Here is a 16,427-nt window from a genome sequence, read left to right as displayed (position 1 = left end):
CGACCACGCCGGATCCGCCTGGCGGGCCGGGGCCGCCTGCTACGCGCCCGTGCCCCCCGGCGGCCGCCCCCGGCGCGGGAGCGGCCCGGTGTCCTTCGGCAGCCGTCCCGCCTCCGCCAGCGCCTTGCGCAGCAGGAACTCGATCTGCGCGTTGGCCGAGCGCAGTTCGTCGCCGGCCCAGCGGGCGAGCGCGTCGTACACCGACGGGTCCAGCCGCAGCAGCACCTGCTTGCGCTGCTGCGGCCGCCGCTTGGGGGTCTCCGGGGAGTCCGTCACTGGTAGAGGGTCCCGGTGTTGAGGACGGGCTGCGGGGCACGGTCCCCGCACAGCACCACCATCAGGTTGGACACCATCGCCGCCTTCCGCTCCTCGTCCAGGTCCACGATGTCCCGCTCGGCGATACGGGCGAGCGCCTCCTCGACCATGCCCACGGCGCCGTCGACTATCTGCCGCCGGGCCGCGACAACCGCCCCCGCCTGCTGCCGCTGGAGCATCGCGGAGGCGATCTCGGGAGCGTACGCGAGATGCGTGAAGCGGGACTCGATGATCCGCACTCCGGCCGCCTCCACCCGCACCTGGAGTTCGACGGCCAGCTTCTCGGTGATCTCCTCGGCGTTGCCGCGCAGCGACAGGCCGCCCTCGTCGTGGGCGTCGTAGGGGTACTCGATGGCGATGTGCCGCACGGCCGTCTCGGTCTGCGTGGCGACGAACTCCGCGAAGTCGTCCACCTCGAAGGTGGCCTGCGCGGTGTCCTGGACCTTCCAGACCACGACCGCGGCCAGCTCGATCGGGTTGCCGTAGGCGTCGTTCACCTTCAGTACGGCGGTCTCGTGGTTGCGCACCCGGGTGGAGATCCGGGTCCGGGAGGTGAAGGGGTTCACCCAGCGCAGGCCGTCCTCCCGGATCGTGCCCCGGTAGCGCCCGAAGAGCTGGACGACCCTGGCCTCACCCGGCGCGACCGTGTTCAGTCCGCGCATCGCGATGAGCGACGCGAGCAGGACGGCGACACCGGCGGCGATGAGACCGCCCTCGGCGCCGGGGGAGGAGGCCGCGCCGGACGCCCCGAACAGCGCGGCGGCGGCGCCGAGCCCGGTCAGGCCGAGCAGCAGGGCGAGCCCGCCGCCGATGCTGTGGGCGGTGAACTCCCGCACGCGCGGGGCAGGCATCTCGGGCAGATCGGACATAGGTGTCCCCCCGTTTCTCGTGGTACCTAGCTTCGAACTATCCAAGTGATATCACTTTTTCGGCGTCGGGCAACCTGTCGGCGCTCGAAACCGTCGGTTCCCTTGGGGCAGGTGCTGATTGTCACGTCCGTAAAAGAACGGATGAGGCGCCCTTTGTCATATAGGCGGGTGTTAGCTTTCGGAGCTGACCCCGAGACGGAAGCGAGCGTAGGGACCCATGGGACGAGCGGAAGAGAGACGAGCGCGACAGCGCGGTGGCCGCCGCGCGGCCCCCAAGCGCCGCCGCTCCACGCCCGCGGCGGGGACCGCACCCGCGGCGGGGACCGCGTCCACGGCGGGCACCGCGTCCACGGGCGGTGCCACCGCGAAACCGCCGAAGGGCCTTATACGCCGGCTCTTCACCTGGAAGAAGATCCTCGGCACCTTCTTCGCGACGTGCCTGCTGGTCATCGCGGCGTTCATCGGGCTCTACCTGTACGTCGACATCCCCGAGGGCAACGCCGCCGCCCAGCAGCAGAGCAACGTCTACAAGTTCAGCGACGGCACGATCCTGGCCCGCAGCGGCAAGGTCAACCGCGAGATCGTCGACCTGTCCAAGGTCCCCCGCAAGGTCCAGCTGACCTTCGTCGCCGCGGAGAACAAGAGTTTCTACCACGACGCCGGCGTCGACTTCCGGGGCACCGCCCGCGGACTGCTCAACACGCTGGCCGGCAAGGGCAAGCAGGGTGGCTCCACGATCACCCAGCAGTACGTCAAGAACTTCTACCTCAACCAGGACCAGACCGTCACCCGCAAGGTGAAGGAGCTGGTCATCGCGCTGAAGGTGGACCGCGAGAAGTCCAAGGACGACATCCTCGCCGGCTACATCAACACCAGCTACTACGGCCGCAACGCCTACGGCATCCAGGCCGCCGCCCAGGCCTACTTCCACGTCGACGCCGAGGACCTCGACGTCCAGCAGGGCGCCTACCTCGCCGCCCTGCTCCAGGCGCCCAGCCAGTACGACTGGGCGGTCGCCACCCCCACCGGCAAGAAGCTGGTCACGGAGCGCTGGAACTACGTCCTCGACAACATGGTCGAGGAGGGCTGGCTGTCCAAGGCCAAGCGGGACACTATGCACTTCCCGAAGATCGAGGAGCCCAAGGGCGCCCCCGGTCTCGGCGGACAGAAGGGCTACCTGGTCGAACTCGCCAACCAGCAGCTGGAACAGCAGCTCATGGCGGAGCAGGGCCTGACCCAGTCGCAGGCCGAGAACGCGGTCGTCGAGAAGGGCTGGACGATCACCCTCAACATCGACCGGAAGAAGCAGGCCGCGCTGGAGAAGGCCGTCAAGACCCAGCTGACCGCCAAGCTCGACAAGAAGAAGCGCAAGGTCGACGGCGACATCCAGGCCGGCGCCGTCTCCGTCGACCCCGAGACCGGCAAGATCGTCGCGCTCTACGGCGGCCAGGACTACTACCAGCACTACTACGACAACGCCACCCGCCGGGACTACCAGCCCGCCTCGACCTTCAAGCCGGTCATCCTCGCCGCCGCGCTGGAGCGCAACGCCACCACGCAGGACGGCAAGCCGATCACCGCCGACACCGTCTACGACGGAACCAGCCGGCGCCCCGTCGTGGACCACGGCACCAAGGTCGGCTTCGCCCCGCCGAACGAGGACGACATCAGCTACGACGACGTCACCGTCCAGCAGGCCATGAACAAGTCCGTCAACTCCGTCTTCGCGCAGATGGGCGTGGACGTGGGCATGGACAAGGTGATGAGCACCGCGAGCAGGCTCGGCATGGACACCAAGGGCATGCAGGCGGTGCCCGCGCAGACCCTCGGCTCGATGGGCGCCAGCCCCCTGGAGATGGCCGGGATCTACGCCACCTTCGCCAACCACGGCCACAAGGTGACCCCGACGATCATCAAGTCGGCCGAGAACAAGGGCCGTTCGGTCGACATCCCGGACGCGGTCGGCGGCTCGGTGATCAGCCGCACGGCCGCCGACACCGTCACCTCGGTGCTCACCGGCGTGGTCGACGACGGTACGGCCAAGAGGTCCGTGGCCGGCAACCCGCTGCGCGGCGGCCGCCAGGTGGCCGGCAAGACCGGTACCTCCGACGAGAACAAGTCGGCCTGGTTCACCGGTTACACCCCCGACCTGGTCACCTCCGTCGGCCTGTTCGGCGAGGACCCGAAGACCAAGGCCCACGTCTCCATGAAGGGCGCGACCGGCCTGCTCCCGCCCCCGGGCCGGATCAACGGCGGCGGCTACCCGGCGCAGATCTGGGCCGCGTACACCTTCGGCGTGACCGGCAAGGCCACGTTCGACCTGAACACCACGCAGGGCGCCGCCGTCGCACCGACCGAGACGCCGACCTGGACGCACACCCCCACCGAGACGCCGTCGCAGACGCCGTCCAGCGCACCGCCGACGTCCGCCTCGCCGTCCCAGTCGCCGTCCCGCACCCCGTCCCAGGCGCCGTCGCAGACGCCCTCCAAGACGCCGACGCAGACCCCGACCACCGGGGTGCCGACGGCTCCCGTCACGGAGGACCCGCTCGATCCCGGCGGGGAACTCGGGCAGTAGGCACGACGAGGGGCGCCCGGAGCCACACGGCTCCGGGCGCCCCTCGTCGTTCGTCACCCGCCGGGACTCAGACCCGGTTCAGCTCGAACCACACCACCTTGCCGGTGCTCAGCCGGGTCGCTCCCCAGCGCCGGGCCATCCTGTTCACCAGGTACAGGCCGCGCCCGCCCTCGTCCGTGGCCCGGGCCTGCCGCAGCCGCGGCAGCTGGGGCACGTCGTCGCCGACCTCGCAGCGCAGCACGTCCGTGCGCAGCAGCCGCAGCGTCACCGGACGCGACGCGTACCGCACCGCGTTCGTCACGACCTCGCTCACCAGCAGCTCCACCGAGTCCGTCAGGTCCTCCAGGTCCCAGCGGGCGAGCGCGCGCCGGGCCAGCCGGCGGGCCTGGCCGGGGGCCGTCTCGTCCGGCTCCAGCGTCCAGTACGCGACATCGCTCGGCGCGATCCCGTCGAACCGGGCCGCGAGCAGCGCGATGTCGTCGTCCCGGTCACCCGGGCCGAGTATGTCCAGCACCTCGTCGCACAGCGCTTCGAGGGGCGGCGGATGGTCGGGTCCGGTCAGCTGGGCGGTCGCGGCCAGCTTCTCCCGCAGCTGCTCTATGCCGGTCCACACGTCCCGCAGCCGGGACTCCACCAGCCCGTCGGTGTACAGCAGCAGGGTCGCCCCGGCGGGCGCGTCCAGCTCCACCGCCTCGAAGTCCACCCCGCCGACGCCGATCGGCGCGCCCGGCGGCACCCGCAGCACCTCCGCCCGGCCGCCCAGGTGCAGCAGCACGGGCGGCGGATGACCGGCGTTGGCGATCGTGATGCGGTGCGTGACCGGGTCGTAGACGGCGTACAGGCAGGTCGCCATGCGGTCGGTGCCCAGGCGCTGCGCCTGCTCGTCCAGGTGGTGCAGCACCTCCTGCGGCGGCAGGTCGAGCCCGGCCAGGGTCTGCGCGGTGGTACGCAGCTGCCCCATGATCGCCGCCGAGGTCATCGAATGGCCCATCACATCGCCGACGACCAGCGCGACCCGGCTGCCGGGCAGCGGGATGGCGTCGTACCAGTCACCGCCGACCCGCGCGGTCTCCGCCGCCGGCAGGTAGCGCGAGGCCAGCCGGACACCGGTCGGGCGGGGCAGGGTCTCGGGCAGCATGGTGCGCTGGAGCTCGTCGGCGATGTACGCCTCCCGGCCGTACAGCACCGCCTTGTCGATGCCCAGCGCGCTGTGCGTGGCCAGCTGCGCGGCCACCAGCAGATCGTCCGCCTCGAAGGCGAGCCGGTCCGGGCGGCGCAGGAAGAGGGCCGCGCCGATCACCCGGCGGCGGCCGCGCAGCGGCGCCAGGATCGCGTGCTGCCCGCCCGGTACGACCGCCTCGCCGCCCTCGCCGAGCAGCTCGGGCAGCGCGGCCCGGGCGGCGGGCGCGTCGGCGAACACCGGCCGCACCCCGCGCAGCACCTCGTTCAGCGCGCCACCCGGCCGCACCTCGCACAGCTCGGTGGTGAGCGACGACAGGTCCGCCAGCGCGGACGGCTCCGGCTCCGGCTCGAACGCCGGCGGCAGCAGCACCCCGTCGGTGTCCCGCTCCTCCGGTATCCGGTCGGTGCGGCGCAGCCGCAGCACCACCGGACCGGTGGGCCGTTCGTCACCGACCGGAAGCGGGTCGCGCAGATAGACCAGGATCGCGTCCGAGAACGTCGGCACGGTGGCCCGGCACAGCCCCATCACGATCTCGTCCAGGTCGAGCCCGCGGGCGATCCGCCGGGTGGCCGCGCCCACGAACCTGAGCCGGTCCCCGTCCCGCCGCATCGGCATCGGCCGCCCCGGCGGCAGTCCCCGCCCGCTGCGGCGCTCCTGGCCGCCCGGCACCCGCTCCTGCTCGGCACCGGGCTGCGCCGGGATGGTCTCCGGTGCCGGGCGCGGGCGATGGTCCTCCACGCTGGAACCCCCTCTGGTGGCGGATACCCCCATCGGGCCCTCGGAGGCGGGCTGGGAGTGCTCGGGGCCGTTGACTGGGGGCTCCTTCCCCTTGCCGTCCTTTCCCTTGCCACAGGGCGTGGCCGTGCCCGGTGCCGAGGACATCCCCTCGGTGCGGGCCTGCGCGGGTAAGGCCGGGTCGCCGAGCTGCTTCGGGGCACGCAGCAGCGCCCCGCGGCCCTCCGCGGGGTCGACGCCCGGCTGGGGGCGTTCGAAGGAGGTGGGCTGCTCCGTCACGCGTGTCGCATCCATCCGTCCGGGGCTGTGCGCCGGGTGCGCCGGGCGCGCAGTTGGTCCCGCCGAAGTGCCGATACCCGCAATACGTGTCCCAGGAACGGAATCGCCGCGGGGTCGGAGCCTGTTTCCGTGCCGTTCGCCGGGCCGCCGCGGTCCGCGGTGGCGCCGCCCTCGTACCCCTCGCTCACGTCCTGCCGCCCCTCGGTGACGATCGGTCAAGCCCGGTCCATGCTCCGGTGGTTGCACTTGCGCGCCCTTGCGGAGGACGATCCTACGTTTCATGCCCGGGGGCGCATCAAGAGTCTCACGAGGACAGGTGCGCGGGCGTGCGGTCCCAGTCCTCGGGGAGAGAAGGTACCGTCCAGGACGGGTCCGGGCGCCAGTGCGGCCACGGATCACCGAACGGCGGCCCCCACGCGCCGATCACCTCCACCGCCTCCCGGCCGGCCGCCCGCACCCGCTCCGCGGTCGCCGCGTCCATCAGCCCGTCCCGCTGGGCCTGCGCGAACTCGTCCTCGTCACGCCAGTGCCAACTCCGGTCCGGATGCACGGAGATGTCCAGGAAGTGGTCCTCTGAGTCCACCCCGCCCGCCCAACGCGCCAGCGGCTCCTCCAGATTGACGTACCAGTTCTTGAACCGCCAGCCCGGATCCCAGAACAGCCACACCGACCAGGGCCGGCCGGGCTGGGCCAGCTTCAGCACGCCCGTGCCGAACCAGCGGTCCCGCTGGACCGTGCGCGGCTTGGTGTAGCGGGACTCCAGCGGCTCCAGGTGCACCGGCGTGCCGTCGGCCAGGACCGGCTTCACGCACTCGGTGCCGGGCGCCAGCCACACCGCGAGCAGTTCCGCGTCGTCGCGTACGACGGTGACCGGGCGGGCGATGTGGAAGCGCGCGCCGCCGTTCTCCCGGTAGCGCCACAGGATCCGGGTCCCCGGGGTCCAGTGCGTCGCAGGTCCCCTCGCCACTCGTGTCACCGCCGCGTCGTCCGTCATGCACAGATATTAGGTGCCACGGGCATACGACGCTGCGGTGCACATCACGGTGGTGCCGGGTGGCCGGAAAACGTCGCCCGCGGTCAGGGCCGTGTCATCCGCAGGACGTCCAGCGCCTCGTCCAGCTGTTCCAGCGTCAGGTCGCCGCGCTCCACGTACCCGCTCTCCAGGACGACTTCACGAATCGTCTTCCGCTGCGCGAGCGACTTCTTGGCGACCTTCGCGGCCTCCTCGTAACCGATGTACTTGTTCAGCGGGGTCACCACGGACGGCGACGACTCGGCGTACTCGCGGGTCCGTTCGCGGTCGGCGGTGATGCCGTCGACGGTCCGGTCGGCCAGCAGCCGCGAGACGTTCGCCAGCAGCCGCACCGACTCCAGGACGTTCTTGGCGATGACCGGGAGCATGACGTTCAGCTCGAAGTTGCCGGCCGCACCGGCGGTGGCGATGGTGGCGTCGTTCCCGATGACCTGGGCGGCGACCATCAACACGGCCTCCGGGACGACCGGGTTGACCTTGCCCGGCATGATCGAGGAGCCGGGCTGGAGGTCGGGCAGCCGGATCTCGGCCAGACCGGTGCGCGGCCCGGAGGACATCCAGCGCAGATCGTTGGCGATCTTCGTCAGGCCGACCGCGATGGTCCGCAGCTGCCCGCTGGTCTCCACGATGCCGTCCCGGGCGCCCTGCGCCTCGAAGTGGTCGCGGGCCTCGGTGAGCGGCAGCCCGGTGGCCCGGGCCACCTCCGCGATGACGGCGGCGGAGAAGCCGGGCGGGGTGTTGATGCCCGTACCGACCGCCGTGCCGCCCAGCGGCAGCTCGGCCAGGCGCGGCAGGGAGGCCCTCAGCCGCTCGACGCCGTACCGCACCTGGGCCGCGTAGCCGCCGAACTCCTGACCGAGCGTCACCGGCGTGGCGTCCATCAGATGCGTCCGCCCGGACTTCACCACGTCGGCGAACTCCCCGGACTTGCGCTCCAGGGAAGCGGCCAGGTGCTCCAGGGCCGGGATCAGGTCGTGCGTGACGGCCGCGGTGGCCGCGATGTGGATCGAGGACGGGAAGACGTCGTTGGACGACTGCGAGGCGTTGACGTGGTCGTTGGGGTGCACGTCCCGGCCGAGCCGCTCGGTCGCCAGCGTTGCGATCACCTCGTTGGTGTTCATGTTCGACGAGGTGCCGGAGCCGGTCTGGAACACGTCCACCGGGAAGTGCTCGTCCCACCTGCCCGCGGCGACCTCCGCGGCCGCCTCCTGGATCGCCTCCGCGACCTCCTCGTCCAGGACGCCCAGCTCGGCGTTGACCTTCGCCGCCGCGGCCTTGATGCGGGCCAGCGCCTCGATGTGCGCCCGCTCGATCCGCTGCCCGGAGACCGGGAAGTTCTCCACGGCCCGCTGCGTCTGCGCGCGCCACTTGGCGTGGGCCGGGACCCGGACCTCGCCCATCGAGTCGTGCTCGATCCGGTACTGCGGCTCTTCGGTCGTCATCGTCGTACCTCCGAAAGCGTGAGCACGTGGCGCGGGACGCGTATTCCCCGTCCGATTCCCCCTCCGACCACCCACCAGTACACACCGGAGGTGCCACCGGCTTCGGGACGCGGCCACGCGGCCCCGCGTGGTGGCGCGTGGACCGGCGTGGTGGCCGGCCGGTCGTGGCGCCGCCCGGGCGGGCGCACCCGCTGCTTCCGCGCCCGCCCGCAGCAGCGGACCCCCCGGCGGGCGCCGAGGGGTCCGGGAGGTGCGGGGGGGAACTCAGGCCAGGCCGGGGCCCCGCACCGGGATCGACGTGAACGTCGGCTGCGGCGCCGGGTCCTGGAAGAAGTCGTTCCCCTTGTCGTCCACCACGATGAACGCCGGGAAGTCCTCGACCTCGATCTTCCAGACGGCCTCCATGCCCAGCTCCTCGTACTCCAGGACCTCCACCTTCTTGATGCAGTCCTGGGCGAGGCGGGCGGCCGGTCCGCCGATGGAGCCGAGGTAGAAGCCGCCGTGTGCGTTGCACGCGTCGGTGACCTGCTTGCTCCGGTTGCCCTTGGCGAGCATCACCTTGGAGCCGCCGGCGGCCTGGAACTGCTCGACGTAGGAGTCCATGCGCCCGGCCGTCGTCGGACCGAAGGAACCCGACGCGTAGCCCTCGGGGGTCTTCGCCGGACCGGCGTAGTACACCGGGTGGTCCTTCAGGTACTGCGGCATCTCCTCGCCCGCGTCCAGCCGCTCCTTGATCTTGGCGTGCGCGATGTCGCGGGCCACGACCAGCGGACCGGTCAGCGACAGCCGCGTCTTGACCGGGTACTTGGACAGCTCGGCGAGGATGGTGTCCATCGGCTGGTTCAGGTCGATCCTCACCACGTCGGACGACTCGTCGAGGTGCTCGTCCGTGGTGTCCGGCAGGAAGCGCGCCGGGTCGGTCTCCAGCTGCTCCAGGAAGACGCCCTCGGCGGTGATCTTCGCGACCGCCTGCCGGTCGGCGGAGCAGGACACGGCGATGGCGACCGGGCAGGACGCGCCGTGCCGCGGCAGCCGGACCACGCGCACGTCGTGGCAGAAGTACTTGCCGCCGAACTGCGCGCCGATGCCGATCTTCTGCGTGAGCTCGAAGACCTTCTCCTCCAGCTCCTTGTCCCGGAAACCGTGCCCGAGCGGCGAGCCCTCGGCGGGGATCTCGTCCAGGTAGTGCGCCGAGGCGTACTTCGCGGTCTTCAGCGCGTACTCGGCGCTCGTGCCGCCGACGACGATCGCCAGGTGGTACGGCGGGCAGGCGGCCGTACCGAGCGAGCGGATCTTCTCCTCCAGGAACTTCATCATGGAGGCCTCGTTCAGGACGGCCTTCGTCTCCTGGTACAGGAAGGACTTGTTGGCGGAGCCGCCGCCCTTCGCCATGAACAGGAACTTGTAGGCGCCGCCGTCGGTGGCGTACAGCTCGATCTGGGCCGGCAGGTTGGAGCCGGTGTTCTTCTCCTCCCACATGGTGAGCGGAGCCATCTGCGAGTACCGCAGGTTCAGCTTGGTGTAGGCGTCGAAGATGCCGTGCGAGAGGTGCTTCTCGTCCTCCCCGGCCGTCAGCACGTTCTGCCCGCGCTTGCCCATGACGATCGCCGTACCGGTGTCCTGGCACATCGGCAGCACGCCGGCAGCCGCGATGTTGGCGTTCTTCAGCAGGTCCAGCGCGACGAACTTGTCGTTGCCCGACGCCTCGGGGTCGTCGATGATCCGCCGGAGCTGTGCGAGGTGCGCGGGGCGCAGGTAGTGCTGGATGTCGTGGACGGCCTCCTCGGCCAGCTTGCGCAGCGCCTCCGGCTCCACCTTGAGGAACGTCCGCCCGTCGGGTCCCTCGACCGTCGAGACGCCCTCGGACGTCACCAGGCGGTAGGGGGTGGTGTCCTCTCCTTGGGGGAGTAGATCGGTGTACGCGAACTCAGGCATCTCAGCCCATTCCTCACTCTGCGGACGGCGGCCCGCCGACGCTGGCGGGCCCGTCCAGCGTAGAACCTGCCCTCGGCGGCGAGCTTGTGAGGTAGGGCTCAGTCGGGGGTGTCGCGATCTATCGTGTTTCGGTACGCTGCCCGGCGTGGACCTTCACAAGCAGACCGCACCCACAACCGCACCCACACCCGCGGCCGACCTGCGCGCCTCCGACGCCGACCGGGACCGGGTCGCCGACATCCTCCGCGAAGCCCTGGCCGAGGGCCGGCTGACGGCCGAGGAGCACGCCGAGCGCGTGGGCGGGGTGCTGGCCGCCAAGACGGTGGGGGAGCTGGAGGTCTTCGTCCGGGACCTGCCCGGCGGCCACCGCCGCCCCGCCGCCCCCGCCTACGCGCCCGTCCCGCCGCGCCCCACCCCGGGCGCGATTCCGGCGGAGGCGGACGCGAACGTGGTGGCGGTGTTCAGCAGCGCCGTGCGCCGGGGCCGCTGGCGGGCCGGCCGCCGGCTGCACGCGTACGCGGTCTTCGGCAGCGTCGAGATCGACCTCAGCGAGGCGATCTTCGAGTACCAGCAGGTGGTGATCAAGGCCGTCTCCGTCTTCGGCGAGGTCCGGATCCGCGTCCCGGAGAACATCTCCCTGCGCGGCACCGGAGGCGGTGTGCTCGGCAACTTCGAGGTGAGCCCGCTGGACTCGGTGGATCCGGACGCGCCGGTCGTCTACGTCGACGGCTGGGCCGTGTTCGGCAACGTCGAGGCGCGGCCCAGGCGGGGCAGGCTCGTGGCGGACATCCTGGACCGCGTGCAGGACAAGGTCGACCGCAAGCTCCGCAAGCACCTGGGGCACTGACGGGCGCGGCACCGGGGCACTGACGGGCGCGGCACCCGGGCGTCGACGGACGCGCGCCGGGCTGACCCCGCCGGGGTGCGCGCCCGCGGCGGAGCCCTCGTGGGGGCGTGAAAGAGCCGCCGCGCGCTCGCGGATGGGAACGCTGTGCATAGGCGCGCGCACAGCGGGTAGGCCTTGCTGCATCGTCTCTCGCTCGCGAAGCCGTCGTCAGGAGTAGACCGTGCTGCAACCGCCGCATTCGTCCCTGCAGGTCGCTGCCGTTCCGGCCCAGCGGGTGCCGACGCGAGACAGGGATCAAGACGCACCCTGGCACACCGAAGCGGTGTGCCGGCGCGACGAGGCCGGCTTGTTCTTCGCGCCGTCGAAGGAGCCGACGGCCGCGCGGCTGTCCCGCGAGGAGGCGGCCAAGCGGGTCTGCGCCCGCTGCCCGGTCATGGTCGAGTGCCGCGAACACGCCCTGCTCCAGCCGGAGCCGTACGGCGTCTGGGGCGGCCTCACGGCGGCGGAACGCCGGGTGGTGCTGGCGCGCCGCCGCCGGCGGGAAGTGGAGCTGAAGAAGGCGGCACGCGCGACGGCGAACCGCATAGCCGGCTAGCACACGTGCCGAAGGGCGCCCTCTCCGCACAGAGGGCGCCCTTTCGGTTCCCGCCGGGGCGGTGCCCCGGCGGGGTGCTACTTGGCCCGGTCGAAGTCGATGGCGCTGTAGGCCCGCAGCTTGCTGAGCCGGTGCTCGGAGTAGATCCGCCGCACGGTCCCGGACTTCGAGCGCATCACGATCGACTCGGTCAGCGCGGTCTCCGAGCGGTAGCGGACCCCGCGCAGCAGCTCGCCGTCGGTGATGCCGGTGGCGACGAAGAACACGTTCTCCCCGGACACCAGGTCGTCGGTGGTGAGCACGCGGTCGAGGTCGTGGCCGGCGTCGATGGCGCGCTGCCGCTCCTCGTCGTCCTTCGGCCACAGCTTGCCCTGGATGGTGCCGCCCAGGCACTTCACGGCGCAGGCGGAGATGATGCCCTCGGGCGTGCCGCCGATGCCGAGGAGCAGGTCGACCCCGGTGCCCTCGCGCAGCGCGTACACCGAGCCGGCCACGTCGCCGTCGGAGATCAGCTTGATCCGCGCGCCGGCCTCCCGGACCTCCCTGATCAGGTTCTGGTGCCGGGGCCGGTCGAGGATGACGACGGTGACGTCCTCCGGCGTGGCCTTCTTGGCCTTGGCGATCCGCTTGATGTTCACGGCCACGGGCGCGTCGATGTCGACGAAGTCCGCCGCCTCGGGGCCGGTGACCAGCTTGTCCATGTAGAACACCGCGGACGGGTCGAACATGGCGCCGCGCTCGGCGGCGGCGAGGACGGCGATCGCGTTCGGCATGCCCTTCGCCGTCAGCGTGGTGCCGTCGATGGGGTCGACGGCGATGTCGACCTCGGGACCGGTGCCGTCGCCCACGTGCTCCCCGTTGAAGAGCATCGGGGCCTCGTCCTTCTCGCCCTCGCCGATGACGACGACGCCGTTCATCGACACGGTGGAGACGAGGGTCCGCATGGCGCGCACCGCGGCACCGTCGGCGCCGTTCTTGTCACCGCGCCCCACCCAGCGGCCCGCTGCCATCGCGGCGGCTTCGGTCACCCGGACGAGTTCCAGGGCGAGGTTGCGGTCGGGAGCCTCGGAAGGAACATCGAGCTCGGACGGCAGGTGATGATTTTCGGTCATCGGAGCGCACCTTTCTGATACGACGACGGCCGGATGAGGGTATTGGACCCTGACTCTATCGCCGCCACGACAAAATGAGCAGGGGACCCCACGGATGAGCGCATGGGGCACCTGCGACCATAGGGGACGTGGCAGGTTCGAACGGCAAGCAGAAGACGGCCCGGGACATGATCCTCTCCCTGGCCCTGATCGGCATCGCGGCGGCGGTCGTCTACTTCCTCTCCGTCCCGCACGACGATCACGCTCCCGACCTCAAGCGGGTCGACTACCAGGTCGAGCTGGCCGGTGCCCGCCGGGCGGCGAGCTACCCGGTGGCCGCACCCGAGGGCCTGCCGAGCACCTGGAAGGCGACCTCCGTACGCTTCCAGGGTGGCGGATCCGACCGCTGGCACCTCGGCTTCCAGACCCCGGCCGGCCAGTACGTGCAGGTCGAGCAGTCCACGCGGAAGCGTTCCGAGTTCATCGACCAGGCCAGTCAGGGCGGGTCCGCCACGCAGCGGACCGAGAAGATCGACGGCCGCACCTGGACCCGCTACGCCGGCGGCCGGTACGACGCCCTGGTCCTCCAGGACACGCCCGGCTCCACGACGGTGGTGGCCGGCACCGGCTCCTTCGAGGAGCTGACCACGATGGCCGAGGCGCTGAAGATGGAATGAGTGCGCGGCGAGACGCGCACGGCGAAGAGGCCCCCGGCGGTGCTGGGGGCCTCTTCGCCGTGTGCGGGCTGCTCCGGCCGGGTCAGACGGTCGTGACGACGTCCTCGTAGGCCAGGCGGGGGGAGCGCGGGTACCAGGCGTCCGGGCCCGGCTTGCCGATGTTGACGACCATCAGCGGGGTGTGGTCGTCGTCCAGGAACTCCTTGCGGACGCCCTCGAAGTCGAGGCCGGTCATCGGGCCGGCGGCGAGGCCGGCGGCGCGGACGCCGATGATGAAGTACGCGGCCTGCAGCGCGGCGTTGAGCGCGGCGGCGCCCTCACGGGCCGGGCGCTCGCTGAAGAAGACGTCCTTGGCCTGCGGGAAGTGCGGGAAGAGGGCCGGCAGCTCCTCGTGGAACTCGTTGTCCGCGGAGAGGATGGCGACCAGCGGGGCGGCGGCGGTCTTGGGCTGGTTGCCCTCGGCCATGAGCGCCACCAGGCGCTCGCGGGCCTCGGGGGAGCGGACCAGCGTGATGCGCAGCGGGGACTGGTTGAAGGCGGTGGGGCCGTACTTGACCAGGTCGTAGATCGCCTGGACCTGCTCCTCGGTCACCGGCTCGTCGGTGAAGGTGTTCGCGGTGCGGGCCTCGCGGAACAGCAGGTCCTGGGCTGCGGGGTCAAGAACGAGAGACATGCGTGAACTTTCTGGGTGCGTCGTGTTCCGACGTACCGGACCGCGGTCCGGATCGGCTGACGGGACCGACCTTACGTCAGCTGAAGTTCAACCTTCAACAAGTGTGGGGGTGCGGTGACGCGCCTCACAACGCTGCTCGGCGCCGGCACCGCTCGTCATCCCGACCCGCCGCCCCCCGCACCGGCGCCCGTCCACCGGCCGCCCGCCGGCCCCGGACCGGCACCCGGCCACCGGCCGCCCCCGGGCCGCCGCCCGTCCACCGGCCGCCCGCCGGCCCCGGACCGGCACCCGGCCACCGGCCGCCCCCGGGCCGCCGCCCGTCCACCGGCCGTCCGCCGCTCCCGGACCGCGCTACTCGCCGTTCTCCGCCGCCTCCTCCTCGGCCAGCGCCGCGTCCAGCCGGGCCCGCGCCCCCTCCAGCCAGCGGCGGCACACCTTGGCCAGCTCCTCGCCGCGCTCCCACAGAGCCAGGGCCTCCTCCAGCGTCGTACCGCCCGCCTCCAGCCGCCGTACGACCTCGATCAGCTCGTCGCGCGCCTGCTCGTACGAGAGCGTCTCGTCCACCTTGCTCGTCATTCGCCCACCTTCACCGTGAATTCACCGTCGGCGACCCGCGCCCGCAGCGCCTCGCCCGCCGTCACCTCGGCCGGATCGCGCACCGCGTGCCCGTCGGCCCTCTGCAGCACCGCGTAGCCGCGCTGGAGCGTCGCCGCGGGGGAGAGCGCCACCACGCGCGCGTGCGTGTGCGTCAGCTCCGAGTCCGCGCGGTCCAGCAGATGCCCGAGGGTCCGCCGGCCGCGGTCGGCCAGCGAGGCCACCTGGTCGGCACGCTCGTCGATCATCCGGTGCGGGTCCTCCATCGAGGGCCGGGCCAGGGCGTGCGCCAGGCCGCGCTCCTCGCGCTCCACGAACGCGGCCATGCAGCGCCGCGTCCGGTCCCGGAGCATCCGCACCCGCTCCAGCTCCTCGCCCACGTCCGGCACGACCTTCTTGGCCGCGTCCGTCGGCGTGGAGGCGCGCAGGTCGGCGACGTGGTCCAGCAGGGGGTTGTCCGGCTCGTGCCCGATCGCGGACACGACCGGCGTACGGCACTGGGCCACGGCCCGCACCAGCTGCTCGTCGGAGAAGGGCAGCAGGTCCTCCACGCTGCCGCCGCCGCGCGCCACGATGATCACGTCCACGTCGTCGATCGCGTCGAGCTCCTTGACCGCCTGCACGACCTGGGGAACGGCGTGCACACCCTGCACCGCGACGTTGCGCACCTCGAAGCGGACCGCGGGCCACCGGTGCCGGGCGTTCTCCAGCACGTCCCGCTCCGCGGCGGAGGCCCGGCCGCACACCAGCCCGATCAGCTGCGGCAGGAACGGCAGCGGCTTCTTCCGCTCCGGCGCGAACAGGCCCTCGGCCGCCAGCGCCTTCTTCAGCTGCTCCAGCCGGGCCAGCAGCTCACCGACGCCGACGGGCTTTATCTCGGCGGCGCGCAGGGACAGCTGGCCCCGCGGCGCGTACCACTCCGGTTTCGCCAGGACGACGACCCGGGCGCCCTCGCCGACGACGTCGGCGACCGCGTCGAACACCTGGCGGTAGCAGGTGACGCTGACGGAGATGTCGTACGACGGGTCGCGCAGCGTGAGGAACACGACCCCGGCGCCGGGCCGGCGCGACAGCTGCGTGATCTGCCCTTCGACCCACACCGCGCCGAGCCGGTCGATCCATCCCCCGATCATCCGGGAGACCTCGCCCACCGGCAGGGGGGCCTCGGGGGTCGTGTGCACAGCCATGCGGCGAGCCTAACGGCCGGGACCGACAGTCCGGCCACGCACGGACCACCGGCCCCGGCCACGCCGTGGGGAGCGCGGCCGGCTTCTCCGCGCGCCTGCGTAGGGGCCGGCCGCGCGGACCCCTCGCGCCCTCGGCCGGTCGCGCCGGGCCGCGCGTACGCCGCGCCGCTCGGCTACCCGGCCGGCGCGGGCCGCCCCCGTACCCGTCCCGTACGCCGCACCCCAGCTCGGCTACCCGGCCGGTGCGGACCGCCCCCGTACCCGTCCCGTACCCGTTCCGTACGCCGCACCCCAGTTCGGCTACCCGGCCGGCGCGGGCCGCCCCCGTACCCGTCCCGTACGCCGCACCCCAGCTCGGCTACCCGGCCGGTGCGGACCGCCCCCGTACCCGTCC

At 72.1% G+C, this 16,427-nt stretch carries 14 protein-coding genes; 4 read left to right on the top strand and 10 right to left on the bottom strand.

Translation table 11 applies throughout. From position 1 onward, the window contains the following. Positions 1-39: 39 nt before the first annotated feature. Together ABZ576_RS22555 and ABZ576_RS22550 are read right to left on the bottom strand one after the other, a co-directional pair. Entirely contained in the window at positions 40-276 is a 237-nt protein-coding gene (locus tag ABZ576_RS22555; protein WP_360743527.1) for a hypothetical protein, read from the bottom strand. Beyond that, entirely contained in the window at positions 273-1,184 is a 912-nt protein-coding gene (locus tag ABZ576_RS22550) for an SPFH domain-containing protein (protein ID WP_360743524.1), read from the bottom strand. Before ABZ576_RS22550 ends, ABZ576_RS22555 begins: the two co-directional genes overlap by 4 nt. Positions 1,185-1,401: 217 nt before the next feature. Between ABZ576_RS22550 and ABZ576_RS22545 the strand changes: the two genes are divergently transcribed. Then, positions 1,402-3,762, top strand: a complete 2,361-nt coding sequence (locus tag ABZ576_RS22545; protein ID WP_360743521.1) for a transglycosylase domain-containing protein — start codon at positions 1,402-1,404, stop codon at positions 3,760-3,762. Between the two features lie 67 nt (positions 3,763-3,829). Here ABZ576_RS22545 and ABZ576_RS22540 read toward each other — a convergent pair whose 3' ends face one another. From ABZ576_RS22540 to ABZ576_RS22525, 4 genes are all read right to left on the bottom strand, one after another. Next, entirely contained in the window at positions 3,830-5,959 is a 2,130-nt protein-coding gene (locus ABZ576_RS22540; protein ID WP_360743518.1) for a SpoIIE family protein phosphatase, read from the bottom strand. Positions 5,960-6,263: 304 nt separating this feature from the next. Next, a complete protein-coding gene (locus tag ABZ576_RS22535; RefSeq protein WP_360743515.1) occupies positions 6,264-6,953 on the bottom strand; it encodes a DUF402 domain-containing protein in 690 nt (229 codons plus the stop codon). An 83-nt stretch (positions 6,954-7,036) separates the two neighbouring features. Further along, positions 7,037-8,434, bottom strand: a complete 1,398-nt coding sequence (locus tag ABZ576_RS22530; protein WP_360743512.1) for a class II fumarate hydratase — start codon at positions 8,432-8,434, stop codon at positions 7,037-7,039. Positions 8,435-8,698: 264 nt separating this feature from the next. Beyond that, positions 8,699-10,369, bottom strand: coding sequence for a fumarate hydratase (locus ABZ576_RS22525; RefSeq protein WP_360743509.1), 1,671 nt, complete (start codon positions 10,367-10,369; stop codon positions 8,699-8,701). A 145-nt stretch (positions 10,370-10,514) separates the two neighbouring features. On the opposite strand from ABZ576_RS22525, the gene ABZ576_RS22520 reads away from it, so the two are divergent. Together ABZ576_RS22520 and ABZ576_RS22515 are read left to right on the top strand one after the other, a co-directional pair. Continuing rightward, entirely contained in the window at positions 10,515-11,216 is a 702-nt protein-coding gene (locus ABZ576_RS22520; protein WP_360743506.1) for a DUF1707 domain-containing protein, read from the top strand. A gap of 220 nt (positions 11,217-11,436) precedes the next feature. Next, positions 11,437-11,811: a WhiB family transcriptional regulator gene (locus ABZ576_RS22515; RefSeq protein ID WP_360743503.1), complete on the top strand. Its 375-nt coding sequence runs from the start codon at positions 11,437-11,439 to the stop codon at positions 11,809-11,811. Between the two features lie 77 nt (positions 11,812-11,888). Here the strand turns inward: ABZ576_RS22515 and glpX are convergent, their stop codons facing one another. Further along, a complete protein-coding gene (gene glpX / locus ABZ576_RS22510) occupies positions 11,889-12,923 on the bottom strand; it encodes a class II fructose-bisphosphatase (RefSeq protein ID WP_360743500.1) in 1,035 nt (344 codons plus the stop codon). A gap of 128 nt (positions 12,924-13,051) precedes the next feature. Here glpX and ABZ576_RS22505 point away from each other — a divergent pair, with 128 nt between their 5' ends. Further along, positions 13,052-13,579 carry a DUF4245 domain-containing protein gene (locus ABZ576_RS22505; RefSeq protein WP_360743497.1) on the top strand — a complete coding sequence of 176 codons (528 nt, stop codon included), beginning with the start codon at positions 13,052-13,054 and terminating at the stop codon, positions 13,577-13,579. 82 nt (positions 13,580-13,661) lie between these two features. Here ABZ576_RS22505 and ABZ576_RS22500 read toward each other — a convergent pair whose 3' ends face one another. The 3 genes from ABZ576_RS22500 to xseA all read right to left on the bottom strand — a co-directional run bounded on the left by ABZ576_RS22500 (position 13,662) and on the right by xseA (position 16,033). After that, positions 13,662-14,252, bottom strand: a complete 591-nt coding sequence (locus tag ABZ576_RS22500) for a malonic semialdehyde reductase (protein ID WP_360743494.1) — start codon at positions 14,250-14,252, stop codon at positions 13,662-13,664. Between the two features lie 351 nt (positions 14,253-14,603). After that, a complete protein-coding gene (locus tag ABZ576_RS22495) occupies positions 14,604-14,828 on the bottom strand; it encodes an exodeoxyribonuclease VII small subunit (RefSeq protein ID WP_360743491.1) in 225 nt (74 codons plus the stop codon). Continuing rightward, complete coding sequence (gene xseA / locus ABZ576_RS22490) at positions 14,825-16,033, bottom strand: exodeoxyribonuclease VII large subunit (RefSeq protein ID WP_360743486.1); 1,209 nt, start codon at positions 16,031-16,033, stop codon at positions 14,825-14,827. The genes ABZ576_RS22495 and xseA overlap by 4 nt, the downstream gene beginning before the upstream one ends. Positions 16,034-16,427 lie beyond the last annotated feature (394 nt).

Origin of the sequence: Streptomyces sp. NPDC013455, assembly GCF_040632975.1 — a bacterium.
Taxonomy (GTDB): Bacteria; Actinomycetota; Actinomycetes; order Streptomycetales; family Streptomycetaceae; genus Streptomyces.
The sequence above is the reverse complement of the archived record's forward strand: the minus strand, read 5'-3'. Positions and strand labels throughout refer to the sequence as shown.

Excerpts from the sequence above, each read along its gene's own strand:
- ABZ576_RS22525 (WP_360743509.1), bottom strand. The coding sequence starts at position 10,369 with ATGCCTGAGTTCGCGTACACCGATCTACTCCCCCAAGGAGAGGACACC.
- xseA (WP_360743486.1), bottom strand. The coding sequence starts at position 16,033 with ATGGCTGTGCACACGACCCCCGAGGCCCCCCTGCCGGTGGGCGAGGTC.
- ABZ576_RS22535 (WP_360743515.1), bottom strand. The coding sequence starts at position 6,953 with ATGACGGACGACGCGGCGGTGACACGAGTGGCGAGGGGACCTGCGACG.
- ABZ576_RS22530 (WP_360743512.1), bottom strand. The coding sequence starts at position 8,434 with ATGACGACCGAAGAGCCGCAGTACCGGATCGAGCACGACTCGATGGGC.
- ABZ576_RS22545 (WP_360743521.1), top strand. The coding sequence starts at position 1,402 with ATGGGACGAGCGGAAGAGAGACGAGCGCGACAGCGCGGTGGCCGCCGC.
- ABZ576_RS22500 (WP_360743494.1), bottom strand. The coding sequence starts at position 14,252 with ATGTCTCTCGTTCTTGACCCCGCAGCCCAGGACCTGCTGTTCCGCGAG.
- ABZ576_RS22550 (WP_360743524.1), bottom strand. The coding sequence starts at position 1,184 with ATGTCCGATCTGCCCGAGATGCCTGCCCCGCGCGTGCGGGAGTTCACC.
- glpX (WP_360743500.1), bottom strand. The coding sequence starts at position 12,923 with ATGACCGAAAATCATCACCTGCCGTCCGAGCTCGATGTTCCTTCCGAG.
- ABZ576_RS22495 (WP_360743491.1), bottom strand. The coding sequence starts at position 14,828 with ATGACGAGCAAGGTGGACGAGACGCTCTCGTACGAGCAGGCGCGCGAC.